This window comes from Pseudomonas sp. AC083 (assembly GCF_979253165.1).
This window is the reverse complement of the sequence record NZ_CEEDDH010000012.1, coordinates 96,072-112,760: the sequence shown is the minus strand read 5'-3', so window position 1 is coordinate 112,760 and position 16,689 is coordinate 96,072. Positions and strand designations below refer to the sequence as shown.

Genomic DNA, 16,689 nt, shown 5'->3' with positions numbered 1-16,689 from the left:
GGCTCTTGCGCTCAAGCATGCTGCGCACGCGAAGGTTGCTGTGTGCGTGCCGGCTGCGCGGTGGGTTCGGGCAGGGATGCGACATGCACGGTGCGCGCCGGGAAGGCGAACGTCGCGTCCAGCTCGGCCACCGCTTCCATGATTGCCAGATTGATGCGTTGCTGCACGTCCATGTAGACGTTGTAGCTGGCGTCCAGAACGATGTACACCGTTTCGAACTCCAGAGCGCTCTCACCAAAACTGCGGAAATGGCAACGGTCGAAGCGGGCCTGTTTTTCGTTCTTGATGATGCTTTCAACGCGTTGAGTGATCTGGCGGATCTGTTCGCTGGTGCACTCGTATGTCAGACGAAACTCGAACACCACTCGACGCTCCTGCAAGCGTTTGTAGTTCTGAATGGTGCTGCCGATCATGTCGGCGTTGGCCATGACAATCTGCTCACCGCCGAGACTGCGGATGCGCGTGGTCTTCAGGCCGACGTGCTCGACCGTACCGGCCAGCGTGCCGACGACGATGAAATCGCCCACCTCAAACGGCTTGTCGACGGCAATCGACAGCGAGGCGAACACGTCGCCGAGAATGTTCTGCACCGCCAGCGCCACCGCGATACCGCCGACACCGAGGCTGGCGACGAATGCAGTGATGTTGACGCCCAGGTTCGACAGCATCGCCAGCAGAATCACCGCCCACAGCAACACCTTGACGCCCCACAGGCTCAGGGTCGCCAGGGCGCTCGCCTGAAAAGTGCCGGTCGCGTTATGCCGCGAGAAATAACGATGCAACCCCAGCGCCAGCGCGCGGTTGGTCCACAGGCCGACCTGCAACGCCGCCACCACGAACCATAAACTGCTGACCCGCCCGAGCCAGCGCTCCGGCAAATCCAGCAAGCCGATGCCGACCAGAATCGATGCCAACAGCAGCAACGTGGTGCTGGTCGCCGCCAGCACTTCGCTGGCCATGTAAGTCAGATGCCCGTTGCCGGCGCTGGCCCGCGCCTGCACCTTGCGGAAAACGAAGCGGATCGCTGTGGTGGTCAGCAGATAACTGAGCGTCGCGGCGAGAAATGCCAGCACCCAGTTCGCCAGTGAAATTCCTAAAATCGTGTGAGCCGTGAAAAAGCCGATGAAATCCTCGGTCATGGAAACCCCCTTGCGAAGCCTGCACCGACGCGCGCAGAAACGCACCGTCGGTCGCAGCCAGGTAAACGCCGCTTGAATCGGCGGTGCCGTCAAACGACCTGTCTGGGTTAGTCGCCCTGAGATTCCTGCTGTTCAATCAAATGCAGGTTTCACCGGACCGAATGGTCAACGCCTGGCCTTCAACTCCGCTGGGCTTACGCCGTAAGCACTCTGAAAATACTGACAAAAGCGCCCGACATTGCTGAAGCCAAAACGCAACGCCACCTCCGTCACAGAGCCTGCATGCCCGCGCGCCAACGCCTCATAGGCGCGCTGCAAGCGCACCTGCCGCTGATACGCCACGATCGACATCCCGACAAAACGTCGAAAGCCTTCCTGCAACGCGCGCTGGCTGACATGGCTCAACCGCGCCAGATCCACGCCACTGACCAACTGCTGCGGATGCGCCTGAATAAACTCCATCGCCACCTTCACATGTCGCGGCGCCACACACGGCGCCGGCCCCCGTAATGCCTCGGTGAAGTTGTGCGGCCACGCCTCCAGCACCGCATCGATCAACATCTCGCGTAAGCGCGACGGCATCAGCGTGCCGCTGTTGATCAAGGCATCGAACTCAGTGCCCGTGGCCAGATCGATCAATGCCTTCAGGCCCTGAAATGCCGGGGTATTCAGATCCACGCTTGGCTCAAACACGATCTTCTGCACGACCGGTTTCTCCAGCAGCGCCGACAACCGCTCGGTGAGCTGCTGACGATTGATCGAAATCCCGTGGTGCGCGTGATCATCTACAAAGCGCATCGAACGGATATCCGCCTTGTCGATCGCCAGACCGACGTGCGCCATGCCAATGGATTCAGTGACGTGGTTAAAAACGATCTTGCCGGCGGTGGGGATGACGAAAGTGATTTCGTTCTGCGGGTCGGGGAGGGTGACGCTGAAATCGCCGTGGTAATGCATACGCCGAAAACTCACCCCGTCGTGCCGCCCGTAGACCCCGCCGATGATGATGTTGGAGGGCGGCGGCGGAGTATCGGCGTAGCGGTTTCCGAAGAGCCTGGAGAACAGGGCGCCGAAGTCGGAAGAGGTGAGGTTGTCGGAGCGCAGGATGATCTTTTGGCGGGGTGGGGAGGTGGCGGTGATGGGCGGCATTTTGGAATGCGGGCTCTTGGGGCGATGGCAGAGACTGGTAGAGCCTAGGGAACAGGCGTGACGGTTCAGTGACAGGACTGGAACCATGGACTGCTTTCAGGCAAAAGCAACAGCCAATACTTGCACTTGTATATTCTCGGCAGACGGATCACCACGACCGAACAGACTCGGGAACGTACGCATTCATGGATAGGAAAAAAGGCCAACCAGACAGCACTGACTGGGTCATCCGCAGTGTTCAACCAGGAGGAATCGAGCGTATTGAAGCGTGGTTCGGCAGCCACGGCTACGATCCTCATCGACATTACACCTACTCCATCGGCCGCACGTTGGCGGGCGTCCAGAGCTTTCACTATGTAGGCTCGTTGCGCCACGGTATCCCCGGCAATACGCTCGTGCTTCATCCAGACGAACTTCACGATGGTATGGCCGGGACTGATGCAGGCTTTCGTTATCGGATGGCTTACATTGATCCGGCAATGATTCAAAACATCCTGGGTGGCGAGCCCTTGCCTTTTATCACGGGGGGGCTTTCAAACGACCCACGGCTGTTCCATGCCAGTGAAACATTTGTGCAAGCAGTGGATCATCCGCTGGAAGCATTGGAGCAACAGGACGCGCTGTATGACTTGGCAATGGCGTTGCGTGCCGTCGCGGGCAAGCCGCGCGGGCGCAAGCGCCTGGATTACCGCGCAGCCGAGCGTGCCAGAGCGTTCATCCTGGAACACTTGGATTCATGCATCACGCTGGAGATGCTCGAGTGTGCCAGCGGGCGCGAACGCTGGAGCCTGTCACGCGACTTCAGAACGCTTTACGGTACGAGTCCTTACCGATTTGTCACCCTGCGCCGCCTGGACCGGTTCCGCTCATTGGTGGTTGAAGGTTTTACCCTGGTCGATGCAGCGCTCGTCGCGGGGTTTCACGATCAAAGTCATATGACGCGACATTTCACCCGCTGTTACGGCATCCCGCCCATGCGCTGGCTGGAACGATTGCGCGCCGCACGCTGAGTTGCAGGATCGTACAAGAGACCCTATTCCTTGCTCTATAGGCTGGCGACTTCAACCACAGAGGATTCGTCATGGCAGAGCTCCGTCATCAATATTCATCAGTTCCTGTAAACCTGGCACATAAGGCTTCGCTGATCGAACAACAATGGAGTCCCAGGGTTGTGGCAGAGATGAATGACTACCAGTTCAAGGTTGTGCGAATCGAAGGCGAATTCATCTGGCACTCGCATCCTGAGACCGATGAAGCATTTCTTGTTTTGGAAGGCACCTTGCGCATTGATCTGCTGGAAGGCTGTGTCTATGTGAATCCAGGTGAACTCTATGTGGTACCCCGCGGCGTGGAACATCGCACGGCTGCCCAAGGTGAAGCCAAGCTGATGATGATCGAGCCGCGAGGCATCTTGAACACGGGGCATGAAGATGGCGAAAGAACGGCTTTGAACGACGTCTGGATATAATCCAACGCACATCCTGTGCAATGTCTGCGCAGAGTTGCAATTGCTGACCTGACCAGCAGCTATGAGTTAAAAGCGGGTTCTGACTTCTCATGCAAAGATTGTTATGAGAAAGGACCATGGACTTGATTATCGATTTGATAGGTCATCGGATTGGCGTGTTCGTGTTGGACTTAATGAATGACGGCCGTTTCAAGGTAGAGAGTGGTTTAGCATGGGGTTGGGCAGTTGTCGTCGGCGGACTGATTCTGTTATCTCCATTCGCAGCATTCTGGGGTTAAATCTGCAAGTACGAATTAGCCCCGTTATGCAGCTCATCAAATCACAGCGCAGGCGATTGACTGTTCTGTTTCCAAGCCCTGGGAGTCACACCTTCGGTTTGCACAAATGTTCGACTGAAGTGAGACTGATCAAAGAAACCACATTCTAGTGCGATCTCTGCAACCAACAATCTTGACGTCTGAAGCAGCTGCTTGCCCCGTAGAATCCTTTGCTCTCGCATCCATTCTTTGGGTGAGACGAGAGTGCTTTTTTTGAACTGACGAGTGAAATGGCTGCGCGACAGCGCACACGCCTGTGCGATAGCTGCCACGGAGATATGTGCGTCCAGGTTATCGAGCATCAGCTGCTTGGCGCGCTGGATCTGCCAGGGTTTCAATTGTCCGGTTTGTTTAGCCGGATCCTTTTGTGAGGACGCGCATGTTTCCTTGTTCATCCTGATTCCTTTTTCCCATTAGCCGGTTGATCAGCTCAATCCAGCGGTCAGTCGATGGGAAAAATCTAACGGAAGGCGCGACGGGATGGGGGCGCAATTTTGCGCTACTGGAGGCGCAAAAATGCACATTCCCAGTCGCGTTCCCGATGCTAGCCTTTGCCTCCCGACAACTCGAATCGACATCATTCGATTCGTCATCTGCAAGGAGAAAGCAATGGCTGCCTCACAACCGCACGGCAAAAACACCGCTTACTGGGGAGTCTCATGGGAGGAGGGCTACGGCTATCCCCAGGCCAGAAAAGTCGGAAACGAGATCTATATCTCGGGTCAGTTCAACCACGATGAGGAGGGTAATCTCGTTGCTCCCGCGCCCCTGAATAGCGAGGGTAAACCCAGCGATTTCTCGTCGATAGGAGAGCAAATGCGCGCCTCCTACGACAATATCGCCAAGCTGCTCGCGCTCTATGGAGCAACCCTTGATGATGTCGTCGAAGAAACGCTGTACGTATTGGATATGGACGCGGCATTCGCCGTCGTAGGTGATGTGCGCAAAGCCGCATATCGCACTGAGCGGCCACAGTGCGCGAGCAATATCATCGGTGTATCCAGGTTGGCTCAACGTTCACAGCTGATTGAAATTGTCTGCAAAGCTGTCATCGGATCTCGCGCCGACTAAGAGACGCTCCCGGTTTCGCCCTGCGCAACCGGGAGATCCAATTGCCCTTCGATCAAAGGCTTTTGATGCGCTACGGCTGCTGCACAAAAAGTCATGAATGCTTTGACTCTCCATGACTTTCGAATGTCCTGATGCGTAAGCAGCCAGAGCTCGTCCTGTAGTTCGCGCACAACTGGCCCTACGCGTGTTAACCCAGGCGTAATGTCTCCCAGCATGCACGGAAGAAAGCCGTAACCAAGTCCTGCCGCAATGGCGACGCTCGCGGCCGCGACGGAGTCCGTACGATAAGAAATACAGTCGGCGCCGATTCTGTCTTCGACGTAGCTTTTGGCCTTCAGTCCACATAATCCTGCGGAATACGACACCCATCGCTGGCCTTCTGCGAAGGGGGTAGTAGTCGCGTGTTTTATGCTGCCATAAGGCGCCCATGCGATCGAAGCGAGCTTGCGCCCGACGAGACTTTCGGCAGGTTTTTTGGTCGCTCTTACCGCTACGTCAGATTCATCGCGGGCGAGACTTAACGTCTCGTTGCCGACCAGCACCTCGATGGCAATTCCTTCATTAAGCGCCTTGAAGTCGGCGATGATCGGCGTGAGGAAATACAAAAGCAGGGAGTCGCTGGTAGTGATCCGAAGCTTTCCCTGTGGCCCTTGACCTGCCCGAGAAACCCGACGTGTAACGCTGACGATATCAAGCTCGACGCGTTCGGCGAGCGCCCTTAACTCGATGCCTTCTGGCGTGAGCATGTACCCAGAGCGACGGTGGTCAAATAGGGCGACCCCAAGTGTCTTTTCCACTTGAGCCACGCGACGCGATACGGTGGATACATTGATCCCCAACCGTTTCGCTGTCGTGGCTCTATTACCGCATTCGCTTAGCGTTTTGATGATTCGCAAGTCGTCCCAAGAAAGCTGACTTACAGCATCGCTTAAATTCTGGGTGACGCCGGTTGGTACGGGCGGAGTGGTTGAAGCTTTTTTTGATGACGGTTTCACGCCAAGCATCCCAAACTTAGATTGCTCATCATACGAAATGGCTGGAGGTGAACCAAGAAATCGCGTACACAAGCAGACTTTGCCCAAGCATTCTGATTGAACAAGGTGTCAGTCGGTGGGGTGGCGAAGGTCGGATTTTTGCTATTGGCCGATTTCGGCCCAAAGCGGTCATCCTTTGTGCAAGAGGTGTTTGGGATCTGGGCCAGGAAAAATCGATGTTATGAAAGCGGGCATAACGGACGCGCCTATGAAGATGGATGCCATTGGCCGAAGACGTACTCTCGCCAAAATTGGTTTCACTCATAAGCAAACTGATCAATCAACCCCAGACGAGGAACACGTGTGTGGGGCCGCAACAAAGCGCCAGGAGCAATCACAGCGTTTGCGCCAATCTTGCAGCCATCACCCACTAGCGCTCCGAATTTGCTGACGCCTGTTTCGATCACCTGATTTTCGTGGCGGATCTGGATATCGGCTCCGTCCAGTTCGTTACGGTAGTTGGCGATGATCGCGCCGGCTTCAATATTTACCGCTTCGCCAATCAATGAGTCGCCGACGAAGTTGAAGTGGGCAAGCTTGCTGCCATCAAGCATGAAGGTACTTTTCAGCTCACAGCTGGGGCCAACGATGCAGTTTCTGCCGAGATACACACCACCGCGAAGATAAGCGCCCGCCGCCACGAAACAGCCCTCGCCGATGATGATTGCGCCTTTGAGAACGGCGCCTTGCTCAACGATGGCGGTTTCATGAATCGCACAATAGTCGTGGCGCCGGTATCCCGGGCCGAGCGTTTCAAGCAATTCCAGAATCCGGCTCTCGCAATCCTGAACCACCGCCCAAGGGGCAGCGGAGTTCACGCCCAGTAATGGCCATTGAGCGATGTAATCTTCGATTTTTGGCGATTTCATAAGAATCTTCCGAACAAGTGAGAGTGGGGCGTGGGTGGACTGTCGACGACTTGAACGACTCGCTATGCCTGCCAGTCGTACCTGTACAAGCATTTTCAAGGTACGGCGCAATGGATAAGACAATCACCGTGGATCAACTGGCAACCACTGATCTTGGATCAATCAACGAGATATGGCTCGGCGGGACCCATACTCAGTTATGCCTATGGCGTGCTGAACGAGTCTTCACCCACGAAATGCTCAGCGAGGGAACCCATGATCAGAATTTCCGACGCCTGTGTTTGCAGTTGGTTGACCCTGACGATCGAGACGCAGTGGCCCGTGTTGAGGCGATCGCGCGCGAACGACTGGAAGAAATGGGCAAGCAGGGCGAGTTTTACCCGGCCGAGGAGGCGGACACTCATCAATAATTGTTCTGCAACTGATGTAAAGCGCTGCTGCTAAAGCAGCGCCTCAAGCGTGCTCTTCAACCCTGCGTACATCCCCCAACGAATCACGCTGCATTGACTGCAAATTCTTTTCGATGGTTTCGCACAGCGCTTCCATTTGAATCTGATGTTCGCTGTGGCGAAACGGGCTTTGCAGATCGGTGCCGATGCGCTCGATGGCCAGCAGCATGAACCCGACCACAGTCGACGCCAGCGGCGTGAACCAGCCGAGGGATTCCACCAGACCTATCGGGACGATCAGGCAGAACAGCGAAATGAACAGCCGTGGGAAATACACATAAGGGTAGGGCAGCGGGGTATTGGCGATCCGCTCCATGCCGCCCTGACTGTTGGACAAGTCCACCAGGGTCGACTCGAGCCTCGCCAGGCGAATACTGTCCAGATGCCCGGCCTTGTATTCGCGAGCGAGCAGAGTCGCCGAGCCGGTGAGGATATCGTTGGCAAAGTTATTGGTTGTGCCACTGCGGGCGAATTCTTCGGCAGGAATAAACGCCCGCACCTCGTCGGGACATGGCTGGCCCTGTAGGTGCGCGGCGAGGCAATTCACGTAGGCGACGTGGCGGCGCAGCAGCGTGGATTTGACCGGATTAACCTCGCCACCTGCGTCGTCCAGCAGCGTCAGCACCTGCCGGGCGAAGCTGCGGGAATTGTTGATCATCGACCCCCACAGCGTCCGCGCTTCCCACCAGCGGTTGTAAGCGCTGCTGTTGCGAAAACTGATCAACACGATCAACGCTGAACCGAGCAAGGTCAGCGGCATCAACGGCAGGTTCAGCTTGGCGTTGAGAAACAGCATGAAGTCGACGGTGACGGCGATGTCCCAGAGCAGCAACCAGAACAAAGACCAGCCCACGTAACCCAGGGTCTTGATGATCAGACGGTATTTTTTGACGATGGCAGCTTTCAAACGGAAACCTCGTGGCGAGCAGTTTGCTTAAACGCTTAAGCTCGGACGATGCCTGGCACTGGCAGTTCCCTGGTGGAGCGGTCAGCCGTCAGTCAGTCTGCAAAGTCTGGCCCTGTGCAGGGCGAATGCTTTCAAGAAAAATCCTCGTCTCTCGATTGGACCGCAGATGAACTACCCGGCAAGCCGATGGCGCCGTTGACACGAATTGGCGCATTTTTGCTCGCGAGGTTTTTCTCGTCCGCCACATGAACTTTAGAAACTCCGGCAGGTTCGCCAGCTGTTCGGGGCAGTTTTCCGGCAAGTCAGGCCGAGACTGACCGTGGTTGAGCAGCGTTCTACGCAGGACGCGCAAGAATCGAAGCGGTGGCGATCGATCGATCCAGATCAGCAGATCTGCACGGGCGACGCGATTTTCCCAAGTGGTTGAATGGCCACCTTCGAATATCCAGCGCTCGCGCGCCTCGACCTCCAGGCAGAGTCGGGTCTTCTCATCCGGGCTTCGCTCGATCCAGCCTGGCTGCCAATGGATCGTGTCGATATGCACGACCGGCAACCCCGTGCGCTCACCAAGCCTGCGCGCCAACGTACTTTTGCCAGACCCAGGCTGACCAACAATCATCACCCGTTGCATCGAAGCTCCTTCTCGCTCTGCAAGCTGATTTTTTGGGCGGGCGATTCTACGGCAATGCCTGTCTCAGTCAATGACCCTTGAACGCTAGGCGGGGTTTTGCCGCGCCGCCGACAAACTGGCTCGGCGGTCCGCCCGTTCGCCGAGTCGCCATCCCAGCAGACCCCACAGCAGTGCACACAACGCGCCGACCAGCGCTGCCATGCCTGCACCCTGGCTGAGGGCGTCCAGCGCGCTTTTTGCCCAGGCACTGATGGCGTCGCCGGCGCGGTAGACCACGGTGTCGATGAAGTTCTTCGCCTTGTACTTGCTTTCGGCATCGAGCGGGGCAAACAGCATCTCTCGGCCTGGGCGCACGAAGGCGTATTCACCGATGCGGCGCACGATCATCAGCGCGGCGATCAGGCCAAAGCCGGGCGCGAAGATCAGTCCGATGAACCCGGCACACATGACCAGCGGCACCATGGCCAACAGCACGCCGACGCCGAGCCTTTGCGCGAGGCGTCCAGTGATGAACAGCTGACAGAGCAGGGCGCCCGCCTGCACGACAAAGTCGATGATGCCGAACACGCGCACCTGCGCCTCGCGGTCCGGGAAGTGTTCGGCGACGACGCGTGCCTGCTCGAAGTAAAGGAAGGTGGAGACTGTCGCCAGCAGCACCACAAAGCCGCAAATGCCGAGCAGATAGGGTGATTTCAAAACGGCCGTCATACCGCTGAACGGATTGCCCGGCAACGGCCTGCGAGGGCTTTCGCTCGGCGCGGCATCGGGGCGTCCTGCGCCACCCCGTTCACGCCAGCGCATCAGCTGGCGCTTGAACCACATCGCAGCGCCGAGCAGAACAGCGGCCAGCAGCATCAGGCCGGACTCACCCAGCGGACCGATCAGCAAGGCGCTCAGCGCAGGGCCACTCAGGCCGCCAACGCTGGCGCCCGCCGCGATGAACGCGAACAGACGTTTGGCCTGGGCACTGTCGAAGACATCGGCCATCAGGCTCCAGGCGACCGATACGACAAACAGGTTGTAGACCGATATCCACACGTAAAACACGCGCGCCAGCCACGGGCTTTCCTCGCCGAGGAACAAGGCGGCGAACAACAGCAGATTGGTGCAGAAGAACCCGTATACCCAGTCCACGAAATGCAGGCGCGGTACGTGTGCGCTGAGCCAGGCGAACAGCGGAACGGCCGCCAGCATGACCAGGAAGGTCGCGGTGAACAGCCACTGCAAGTTCTCGACGCCGGCAGAGATGCCCATCGATTCGCGGATCGGACGGAGCATGAAATAGCCGGCGAACAGGCAAACGAACAGCAGAAAACCGTTGAGCGCAGGGCGCAGCTCGTGAGCCTCGGCATTGATGATGGCGCCGGCGCGGTGGGCGAGAAGAGACGTATCCATGTTGCGCTCCTGTGGGAGTGGCGGGGCAATGGCACGGGGCCTGCCCCGTGCCGGGCGGTCAGCGGTAGGTGACGCCGGTCAGTCGCTCGGAGAGTTGCCACAGTGTGGCCGAATTCGAGCGATCGGCAGCGGCCGGCGGCATCTTGGCGAAGCCCAGCGGCCCGCGCTTCTCGTTATCACCGGTGGGGCCGTAGTAGGCGCCGCCGACCGCCTCCAGCGCCGTCGCCGCATACAGCGTGGGCAGCGCGCCCTGCGCTGCGGAATGATACAGGTCCCGCTCTACAGCCCATTGTTTGCCGAATTCACTGTCCAGGCCAGGCCCGCGGGCGATCAGTTCGGTCACGGCAACGCCGGGGTGCGCGGCGATGCTGCGTATCCCCCAACCGGCGGCATCGCTGCGCTGCTGCAGCTCAATACTCCACTTCAGAACCGCCAGTTTCGATTGGCTGTAGCTGGCAAAAGGGTCGTAACTGCGCTCAGCCTGCAGGTCATCGAAGTTCAGGTTTGCGCGCCCGGCGGCGATGCTCGACAGGCTGACCACCCGAGCATCGTCGCTTTTGCGTAGCAGGGGCATCAGCAGGCCGGTCAGGGCGAAATGCCCCAGATAATTGGTCGCCAGTTGCATCTCGTAGCCATCGGCGGAAACGCCTCGAACAGGCGGCGACATGATCGCGGCATTGTTGATCAGCACGTCGAGCCTCGGCAGGCGCCCTTGCAGACGGTTAGCGAGGTCGCGCACCGATTGCAGATTGGCAAGGTCCAGCGTTTCGAATTGCACGCGCGCCTCGGGCACGGCTTGCTTGATCTCCGTGATCGCTTCGCGGCCGCGCTCGGCGTTGCGTGCGGCGATGATCACCTCGGCACCGGCGCGCGTCAGGGCCAGCGCGTCTTCATAGCCCATGCCGCTGGTCCCTCCGGTCACCAGCACAATGCGGCCTTTCTGGCTGGGCATGTCGTGGGTTGACCAGTCCGGCTTCGGCTCCGTTCGGGGAGTCGCCTGCGCAGCCAGCGTGCCGGCCAGCGCGGAAATGGCGAACAGCATTCGGGTGGCCTTGAGGAGGCGTTGGGTCGCGGTATTGCTCGGCGTAGCGGGTGAATGGCTCATTGGGGAAATCTCATTCGCGGTACAGGTTCCCGGTTGGCGGGGCGAGTGAGCAGTATCGGTGTACGAATGCGCGAGGATAAGTCGGGCATTGGTGGATGGCCCGTACGGTATGGCGTACAGTCAGCCGCTTGCGGAGGAAGCGTTCATGCGTAAACCAAACCTTACCGATGTGTCGATATTTGCTGCGGTGGTCGAGGCGGGGGGATTTCGTGCTGCCGCGCAAAAACGCGGTTTGTCCGCCTCGTCGCTGAGCGATTGCATGCGCCGGCTGGAAAGCGACCTGGGCGTGCGCCTGCTCAATCGAACCACGCGCAGCGTCACGCCGACGGCAGCCGGCGAGCGTTTGCTCGAGCGCCTGCGCCCGGCCTTGCAGGAAATCGACGCCGCTTTCAACGATCTCGACGACGACGCTCAGCGCCCGGTCGGCACGCTCAAACTCAATGTGCCAGTGCCGGTGGCACGCTTTCTGTTACCCGACCTGCTGGCGCGTTTTCTGCGCCTTTATCCAGGGGTCAGTGTCGAAGTCGTCATGGACAACACCTTTGTCGACGTCAACGCTGGCGGGTATGACGCCGGCGTGCGCTATGAAGAGAGCCTGGCCAAGGACATGATCGTCGTGCCCATCGGCCCGCGTCGCCAACGCTTCGTTGCAGCCGCCGCCCCGGGCTATCTGGCTGAACGCGGTACGCCCACTCACCCTGAAGAACTGCCGGGCCATGACCTGCTTGGCCATCGCTTCGAGAGTGGCAAAGTCGGCGTATTCGAGTTCCATCGAGACGGCCGTATCGTGCGTATCCCGCCTCAGGGGCAACTGCTGACGTCGTCGCACGATCTGAAAATTCGCTCGGCCATCAACGGACTGGGCATCGTCTATACCTTCGAGGACTTCCTGCGCGAGCCACTCTCCGATGGTCGACTGGTGCCGATTCTCGAGGACTGGTGGCAGACATTCGACGGCCCGTTTCTTTACTACCACGGCCGCCGTCACATGCCTTCGCCGCTGAGGGCGTTTGTGGATTTTTTGCGGGCTGAGGGGCAGGTTGCGGATTTCGGCGCCGTTTCGTGAGGTTAATGCACGGTCTGCCAGCAGGGCGCCCGTGGCGACGGGCAGCAATCGGCCAAAAGCGGTCACTGGAACTTCCATGCCCGAGGGGATCGTGCTAGTGGGCCGTACGTCGCCAGTTTACTAACTACTGAGGAATCAGCGACGTTCAGGATGCCCGCTGTCTGCCTGGAAAGCTCTAGTAAATGTGATAGAAGTCCACCGCGTTGTCCACTTCGTCGCGGCCGCTCTATACGTTTCGCACTGAAATCATGTTAAATTGCCATTGCTAAGAATCTGGGATATCTAAACAAGTTTAGGGAAGAGAAAAGTGAAAAAACATGCAACCAAATTTATTGCGTTAGCTTTCTTTTATGTCGCACTATCTGGATGTGCAAACAACAACCCGTACACAAATTACTACTCCGTCCTGAACGGAGCCACTTCCGAAAATATAGCCAAAACTCGATCTGCCCCTCCACCAGAAACCCCACTGGTTGATAACGTTAGTCCTGAGCAAGGCCAAGAACGTCTGGACATGTGGGCTCGCAGAGGTTATATCGCTATTGGCAAGTCATCGTTCAACAGTCCCCAATCCATTCCTGAAAAATTTGCAGTCGATCAAGCAAGAGCCGTTAAGGCCGATCTGATTGTCATCAGGAGCCCTCAATACACGGGCAGTTATGCAACTTCGACAGCGGTCGTCAAGCCCACGATCAGTACAACAGAAGGATCGGCGCTACTGATGGGCGCTTCTGGCCACACCAATGCCATTGTCAAAGGGACGGGGACGACGCTCACTACAACCACCGATTACGTTCCGACAACAGAGCATCGGGCAGATTACGCCGCCGTTTACTTTATAAAGCAGACAGTCGTATTTGGAGTTCGCACAGCGGACCTGACGGACAAGGAACGCCAGGAGCGGCAGTCAAATCATGGCGTAAAAGCAACCATGGTCGCTGATGACTCTCCAGCTTACAATGCAGATATTCTCGTTGGGGATATACTGGAAACACTTGACAACGAAAAGATAAAAAACAGCAATCACTTGGGCGCCCTGATTGAAACAAAGGTAGGCAAGAAAGTTGTTGTCACCCTTAGTCGTAACGGAAAAATAATCACAAAGAGTATTCAGCTCAACAGTAAAACCTGAGGTATTGGGCTTACCTGTTCGGTGAATACGGGTCCGAAAAGCTTAGCCGCCACCACGTTATATATAACCAAGCCCTGATTACTCGGGGCTTTGCAGTTTTTATCGTTCACGAATATTCCGCGTCGCATTTACCTCGAGAGGAAGAGGTCCTCTGTATAAAACTTCTGATGCAGAAATGGGACCAAAAACCACAGAGCTGATCTCTCTGTGCTTGAGCAGCTTGCAAAAATGCCTGAAACGATGGAGATGCGCATTTGAGTCAATGGATGCGGAAGGCCAAACCCTCCTTGAAGATTCCGACTACTCCGGAATCACTTGCCTGCTGCCGAGCTATGGAGGCATGTGTTCGTTGAACGACCTGATTCTTGGACAGGCCTTTGCCGACGGTGTCTTTGCGTGAAGACCGGACCATCTCGAGTTGAACAACAGATTCAGCGAGTTGCGCAACCAGGCTGGCCAGCTCGCTGCCGAAATAAAGCGTTCACAGTAGCCATCGTGACAGGCAGCTTCTGGCCGAAAGCCGACATTCGACGACATGCCCACCTACGTAATATCTCGCAGCGTCTCGCGAGCAGATCCTCCAGTCGATCCTGGCGGGCTTATCTATTCAACATCGCCAGCTTCAAGCGGAATTCGCCTGATAACGTCGTCATAAGGCACCAGGTCGAGAAAGGCAGTGACCTCAACTGCCTGCAGATTTTGCATGCGCATGATCCATACGTAGCTGTTGCGATAAGGCGCGCCATCGGCTGCGGTGGCGGTGCCGTCCCAGTGCACGACGACGTCATCGCCTTCAGCCCAGATATCCGTCACCGTCGGGCGAACGGGCGAGGCGAGCCGTTTTGCGAAGGGTTGGACTGCGCGTTTCAGAAAGTCATCTCGGCCCCGATAAGTGCCTGCCGAGGGGCTCGTCCCCTTGATTGTCCAGATCACATCGGGAGCCAGCACATCTGTGAAGAACGTCCGGCCGCCTTGAGCCCACTGGTTGAACGCTTGCGCAATGAATTGGCGGTTGCGTTCCGTAGTCGGTTCGCTGGCCACGGCGGGCGCCGGCCCTGCGATGAGTGTAGTGAGGACCAGTGCTAGCGCTGTAGAGAGGCGTTGAACAAGCGTCATTTCCTGTGCTCCTTAATCTATCCGATGAGCCCCGTCGAGTTGGATGGGCCGTTGTTGTTATCTGTAAGCCGCTAGTTGCGTTTTCCCGCGCCGTCGCTCTATATGGGGCTTTGGCAAAGAATCGGCGCGGGTTTGGCCGGCAGTATCTCTGGGCTTCATTTGAAGTGTGACTTACGAGCGGAGGAGGGCTGTTGCAGGATCGTCCTGATTTCTTGCTTGATCATCCGATACCAGATGTCTAACCGCCGCATTCCGACGTTATGGAGTTGTGTTTGAATTCCCTTTCAAAGCTTGTCGATATCGTTGGTCGTCACGTCCGGGATGACGGCATTCACAGCACCGCGATTCCGGGTGTCAGCCTGATTCGTTCGGCTACGCCCACGATGCCTATGCCGGTGGTGTACGAGCCAACACTCTGCCTGGTCGCCCAAGGACGTAAACAAGCGATGCTGGGCACTACCGCCTATGTTTACGATCCGGCCAAGTACCTGATTGCATCGGTAGACCTTCCGGTGATGGGCTCGGTCATCGAGGCGAGTGAGGCTGTTCCTTATCTGTGCCTGGCGCTGGATCTCGATACCACTGTGTTGAGCGACCTTGCGCTGCGCCATCCGTTAAGAGAAGAGAGCGTCAGTGCACCGCCGGCAGGCATTACGCTCAACGATACGACTCCAGAACTGCTGGATGCTGCGGTTCGGCTGGCCGGGCTGCTCGACAGGCCTCGTGATATCGAAGCGCTCGCTCCGCTGGTGATTCGCGAAATGCTTTATCGCCTTCTAACCGAAAACGGCAACAGCATCATCAGGCAGATGGCGCAAGCAGACAGCCGCTTGAACCAGATCGCCAAGGCCATTGCCTGGCTGCGCAGCCACTACAACGAAGCGTGTCGGATAGATGAACTCGTCGAAATCGCCGGCATGAGCCGTTCTTCGTTTCACACGCATTTCAAGGCGATCACCTCGATGAGCCCGCTGGAGTTTCGCAACCAGTTGCGGCTACAGGAAGCACGTCGGCTGATGGTCACCGAAGCGGTCGACGCCGCAGAGGCCGGATATACAGTTGGTTACGAAAGTCCCTCGCAGTTCAGTCGGGACTACGCCCGCTTGTTCGGTATGCCGCCGGCGAAAGACGCCTGGCGGCTGCGCACGGACATGTGTGGAATTTGAATCCAGCGCTTTTCGTCGCGCAGAAAAAAACGAGGCCGCATTTGCGGCCTCGTTTTCAATGTGTTCCGGACTACTGTTTGACGCTCAGGTAATCGCCGGTCGTGGCTGGATGACGACTCTTCGCCGTGAGCATGATGGACGTCCTCAGCGCTCTCCCAGGCTGGCTGCCCCGAGGTGACTGACAACGAATAGGTATGCCCGGCCCAGGCCATGAACATGGCGAGAGCAAGCGCGATTACTACCGTCGTTGTCAGTGTTTTGCTGAACATGGCGTTAAAGGTTTCGACTCGTTGACAGGGCGTTCAAGCGATTTGCCTAATCCCCCCTGGGGGGATACGATGCCAGCGTAATTCATCGAGCCCTGAGACTCAACTCATGAGTGAGCACGAACACGACCACAGCCATCCCCACACCCACCAAAGTCATGAGGCGATCATCAAACGCCTCAAACGGGCGGACGGGCATTTGCGCGGCATCATCACCATGATCGAAGAAGGGCGTCAGTGCGTGGACATCGCTCAGCAGCTTCATGCAGTTGAGAAAGCGATCTGCCAGGCCAAACGAACACTCATCCAGGATCACATCGACCACTGCCTCGAAGATACCGTTTCGGCGCTAGGCAATGGCGAGCGCGCACCGCTGGAAGCCTTCAAACAAATCACCAAGTACCTTTAG

At 57.4% G+C, this 16,689-nt stretch carries 18 protein-coding genes; 8 read left to right on the top strand and 10 right to left on the bottom strand.

Annotated elements, in window-relative coordinates:
• Window positions 1-11: 11 nt before the first annotated feature.
• Together AC0IXA_RS18080 and AC0IXA_RS18075 are read right to left on the bottom strand one after the other, a co-directional pair.
• Complete coding sequence (locus AC0IXA_RS18080) at window positions 12-1,139, bottom strand: mechanosensitive ion channel family protein (protein ID WP_073475008.1); 1,128 nt, start codon at window positions 1,137-1,139, stop codon at window positions 12-14.
• Between the two features lie 165 nt (window positions 1,140-1,304).
• The gene (locus tag AC0IXA_RS18075) at window positions 1,305-2,288 is read right to left on the bottom strand and encodes a helix-turn-helix transcriptional regulator (RefSeq protein WP_471814180.1); all 984 of its coding nucleotides are present in this window, start codon (window positions 2,286-2,288) and stop codon (window positions 1,305-1,307) included.
• A 185-nt stretch (window positions 2,289-2,473) separates the two neighbouring features.
• On the opposite strand from AC0IXA_RS18075, the gene AC0IXA_RS18070 reads away from it, so the two are divergent.
• Both AC0IXA_RS18070 and AC0IXA_RS18065 read left to right on the top strand, forming a co-directional pair.
• Window positions 2,474-3,298 (top strand): AraC family transcriptional regulator, encoded by an 825-nt coding sequence (locus AC0IXA_RS18070; RefSeq protein WP_471814178.1) that lies wholly within the window; start codon window positions 2,474-2,476, stop codon window positions 3,296-3,298.
• A 71-nt stretch (window positions 3,299-3,369) separates the two neighbouring features.
• Window positions 3,370-3,756 (top strand): cupin domain-containing protein, encoded by a 387-nt coding sequence (locus AC0IXA_RS18065; RefSeq protein WP_125926132.1) that lies wholly within the window; start codon window positions 3,370-3,372, stop codon window positions 3,754-3,756.
• Between the two features lie 319 nt (window positions 3,757-4,075).
• Here the strand turns inward: AC0IXA_RS18065 and AC0IXA_RS18060 are convergent, their stop codons facing one another.
• The gene (locus AC0IXA_RS18060) at window positions 4,076-4,468 is read right to left on the bottom strand and encodes a helix-turn-helix domain-containing protein (protein WP_039758866.1); all 393 of its coding nucleotides are present in this window, start codon (window positions 4,466-4,468) and stop codon (window positions 4,076-4,078) included.
• A gap of 214 nt (window positions 4,469-4,682) precedes the next feature.
• Between AC0IXA_RS18060 and AC0IXA_RS18055 the strand changes: the two genes are divergently transcribed.
• Window positions 4,683-5,144 carry a Rid family hydrolase gene (locus AC0IXA_RS18055; RefSeq protein WP_039759017.1) on the top strand — a complete coding sequence of 154 codons (462 nt, stop codon included), beginning with the start codon at window positions 4,683-4,685 and terminating at the stop codon, window positions 5,142-5,144.
• Here the strand turns inward: AC0IXA_RS18055 and AC0IXA_RS18050 are convergent.
• Entirely contained in the window at window positions 5,141-6,148 is a 1,008-nt protein-coding gene (locus tag AC0IXA_RS18050; protein WP_125926186.1) for a LysR family transcriptional regulator, read from the bottom strand. The genes AC0IXA_RS18055 and AC0IXA_RS18050 overlap by 4 nt on opposite strands.
• 287 nt (window positions 6,149-6,435) lie before the next feature.
• Window positions 6,436-7,047: an LbetaH domain-containing protein gene (locus AC0IXA_RS18045; RefSeq protein WP_471814175.1), complete on the bottom strand. Its 612-nt coding sequence runs from the start codon at window positions 7,045-7,047 to the stop codon at window positions 6,436-6,438.
• A 110-nt stretch (window positions 7,048-7,157) separates the two neighbouring features.
• Here AC0IXA_RS18045 and AC0IXA_RS18040 point away from each other — a divergent pair, with 110 nt between their 5' ends.
• Window positions 7,158-7,457, top strand: coding sequence for a hypothetical protein (locus AC0IXA_RS18040; RefSeq protein WP_471814173.1), 300 nt, complete (start codon window positions 7,158-7,160; stop codon window positions 7,455-7,457).
• A 43-nt stretch (window positions 7,458-7,500) separates the two neighbouring features.
• On the opposite strand, the gene AC0IXA_RS18035 is transcribed toward AC0IXA_RS18040, so the two are convergent.
• The 4 genes from AC0IXA_RS18035 to AC0IXA_RS18020 all read right to left on the bottom strand — a co-directional run bounded on the left by AC0IXA_RS18035 (window position 7,501) and on the right by AC0IXA_RS18020 (window position 11,534).
• Window positions 7,501-8,403, bottom strand: coding sequence for a bestrophin family protein (locus tag AC0IXA_RS18035; protein ID WP_056784990.1), 903 nt, complete (start codon window positions 8,401-8,403; stop codon window positions 7,501-7,503).
• An 88-nt stretch (window positions 8,404-8,491) separates the two neighbouring features.
• A complete protein-coding gene (locus AC0IXA_RS18030) occupies window positions 8,492-9,034 on the bottom strand; it encodes a P-loop NTPase family protein (protein ID WP_471814171.1) in 543 nt (180 codons plus the stop codon).
• Window positions 9,035-9,118: 84 nt separating this feature from the next.
• The gene (locus AC0IXA_RS18025; protein ID WP_471814169.1) at window positions 9,119-10,429 is read right to left on the bottom strand and encodes an NTP/NDP exchange transporter; all 1,311 of its coding nucleotides are present in this window, start codon (window positions 10,427-10,429) and stop codon (window positions 9,119-9,121) included.
• Between the two features lie 58 nt (window positions 10,430-10,487).
• Window positions 10,488-11,534, bottom strand: a complete 1,047-nt coding sequence (locus AC0IXA_RS18020; protein ID WP_471814167.1) for an SDR family oxidoreductase — start codon at window positions 11,532-11,534, stop codon at window positions 10,488-10,490.
• Between the two features lie 145 nt (window positions 11,535-11,679).
• On the opposite strand from AC0IXA_RS18020, the gene AC0IXA_RS18015 reads away from it, so the two are divergent.
• Window positions 11,680-12,600, top strand: coding sequence for a LysR family transcriptional regulator (locus AC0IXA_RS18015; protein ID WP_471814165.1), 921 nt, complete (start codon window positions 11,680-11,682; stop codon window positions 12,598-12,600).
• 307 nt (window positions 12,601-12,907) lie between these two features.
• Window positions 12,908-13,732 (top strand): PDZ domain-containing protein, encoded by an 825-nt coding sequence (locus AC0IXA_RS18010; RefSeq protein WP_471814163.1) that lies wholly within the window; start codon window positions 12,908-12,910, stop codon window positions 13,730-13,732.
• 603 nt (window positions 13,733-14,335) lie between these two features.
• Here AC0IXA_RS18010 and AC0IXA_RS18005 read toward each other — a convergent pair.
• Complete coding sequence (locus AC0IXA_RS18005) at window positions 14,336-14,848, bottom strand: nuclear transport factor 2 family protein (RefSeq protein ID WP_471814161.1); 513 nt, start codon at window positions 14,846-14,848, stop codon at window positions 14,336-14,338.
• A 272-nt stretch (window positions 14,849-15,120) separates the two neighbouring features.
• Between AC0IXA_RS18005 and AC0IXA_RS18000 the strand changes: the two genes are divergently transcribed.
• Window positions 15,121-16,014 (top strand): AraC family transcriptional regulator, encoded by an 894-nt coding sequence (locus tag AC0IXA_RS18000; RefSeq protein WP_471814159.1) that lies wholly within the window; start codon window positions 15,121-15,123, stop codon window positions 16,012-16,014.
• 375 nt (window positions 16,015-16,389) lie between these two features.
• Window positions 16,390-16,689, top strand: a complete 300-nt coding sequence (locus tag AC0IXA_RS17995) for a metal-sensing transcriptional repressor (protein ID WP_016774379.1) — start codon at window positions 16,390-16,392, stop codon at window positions 16,687-16,689.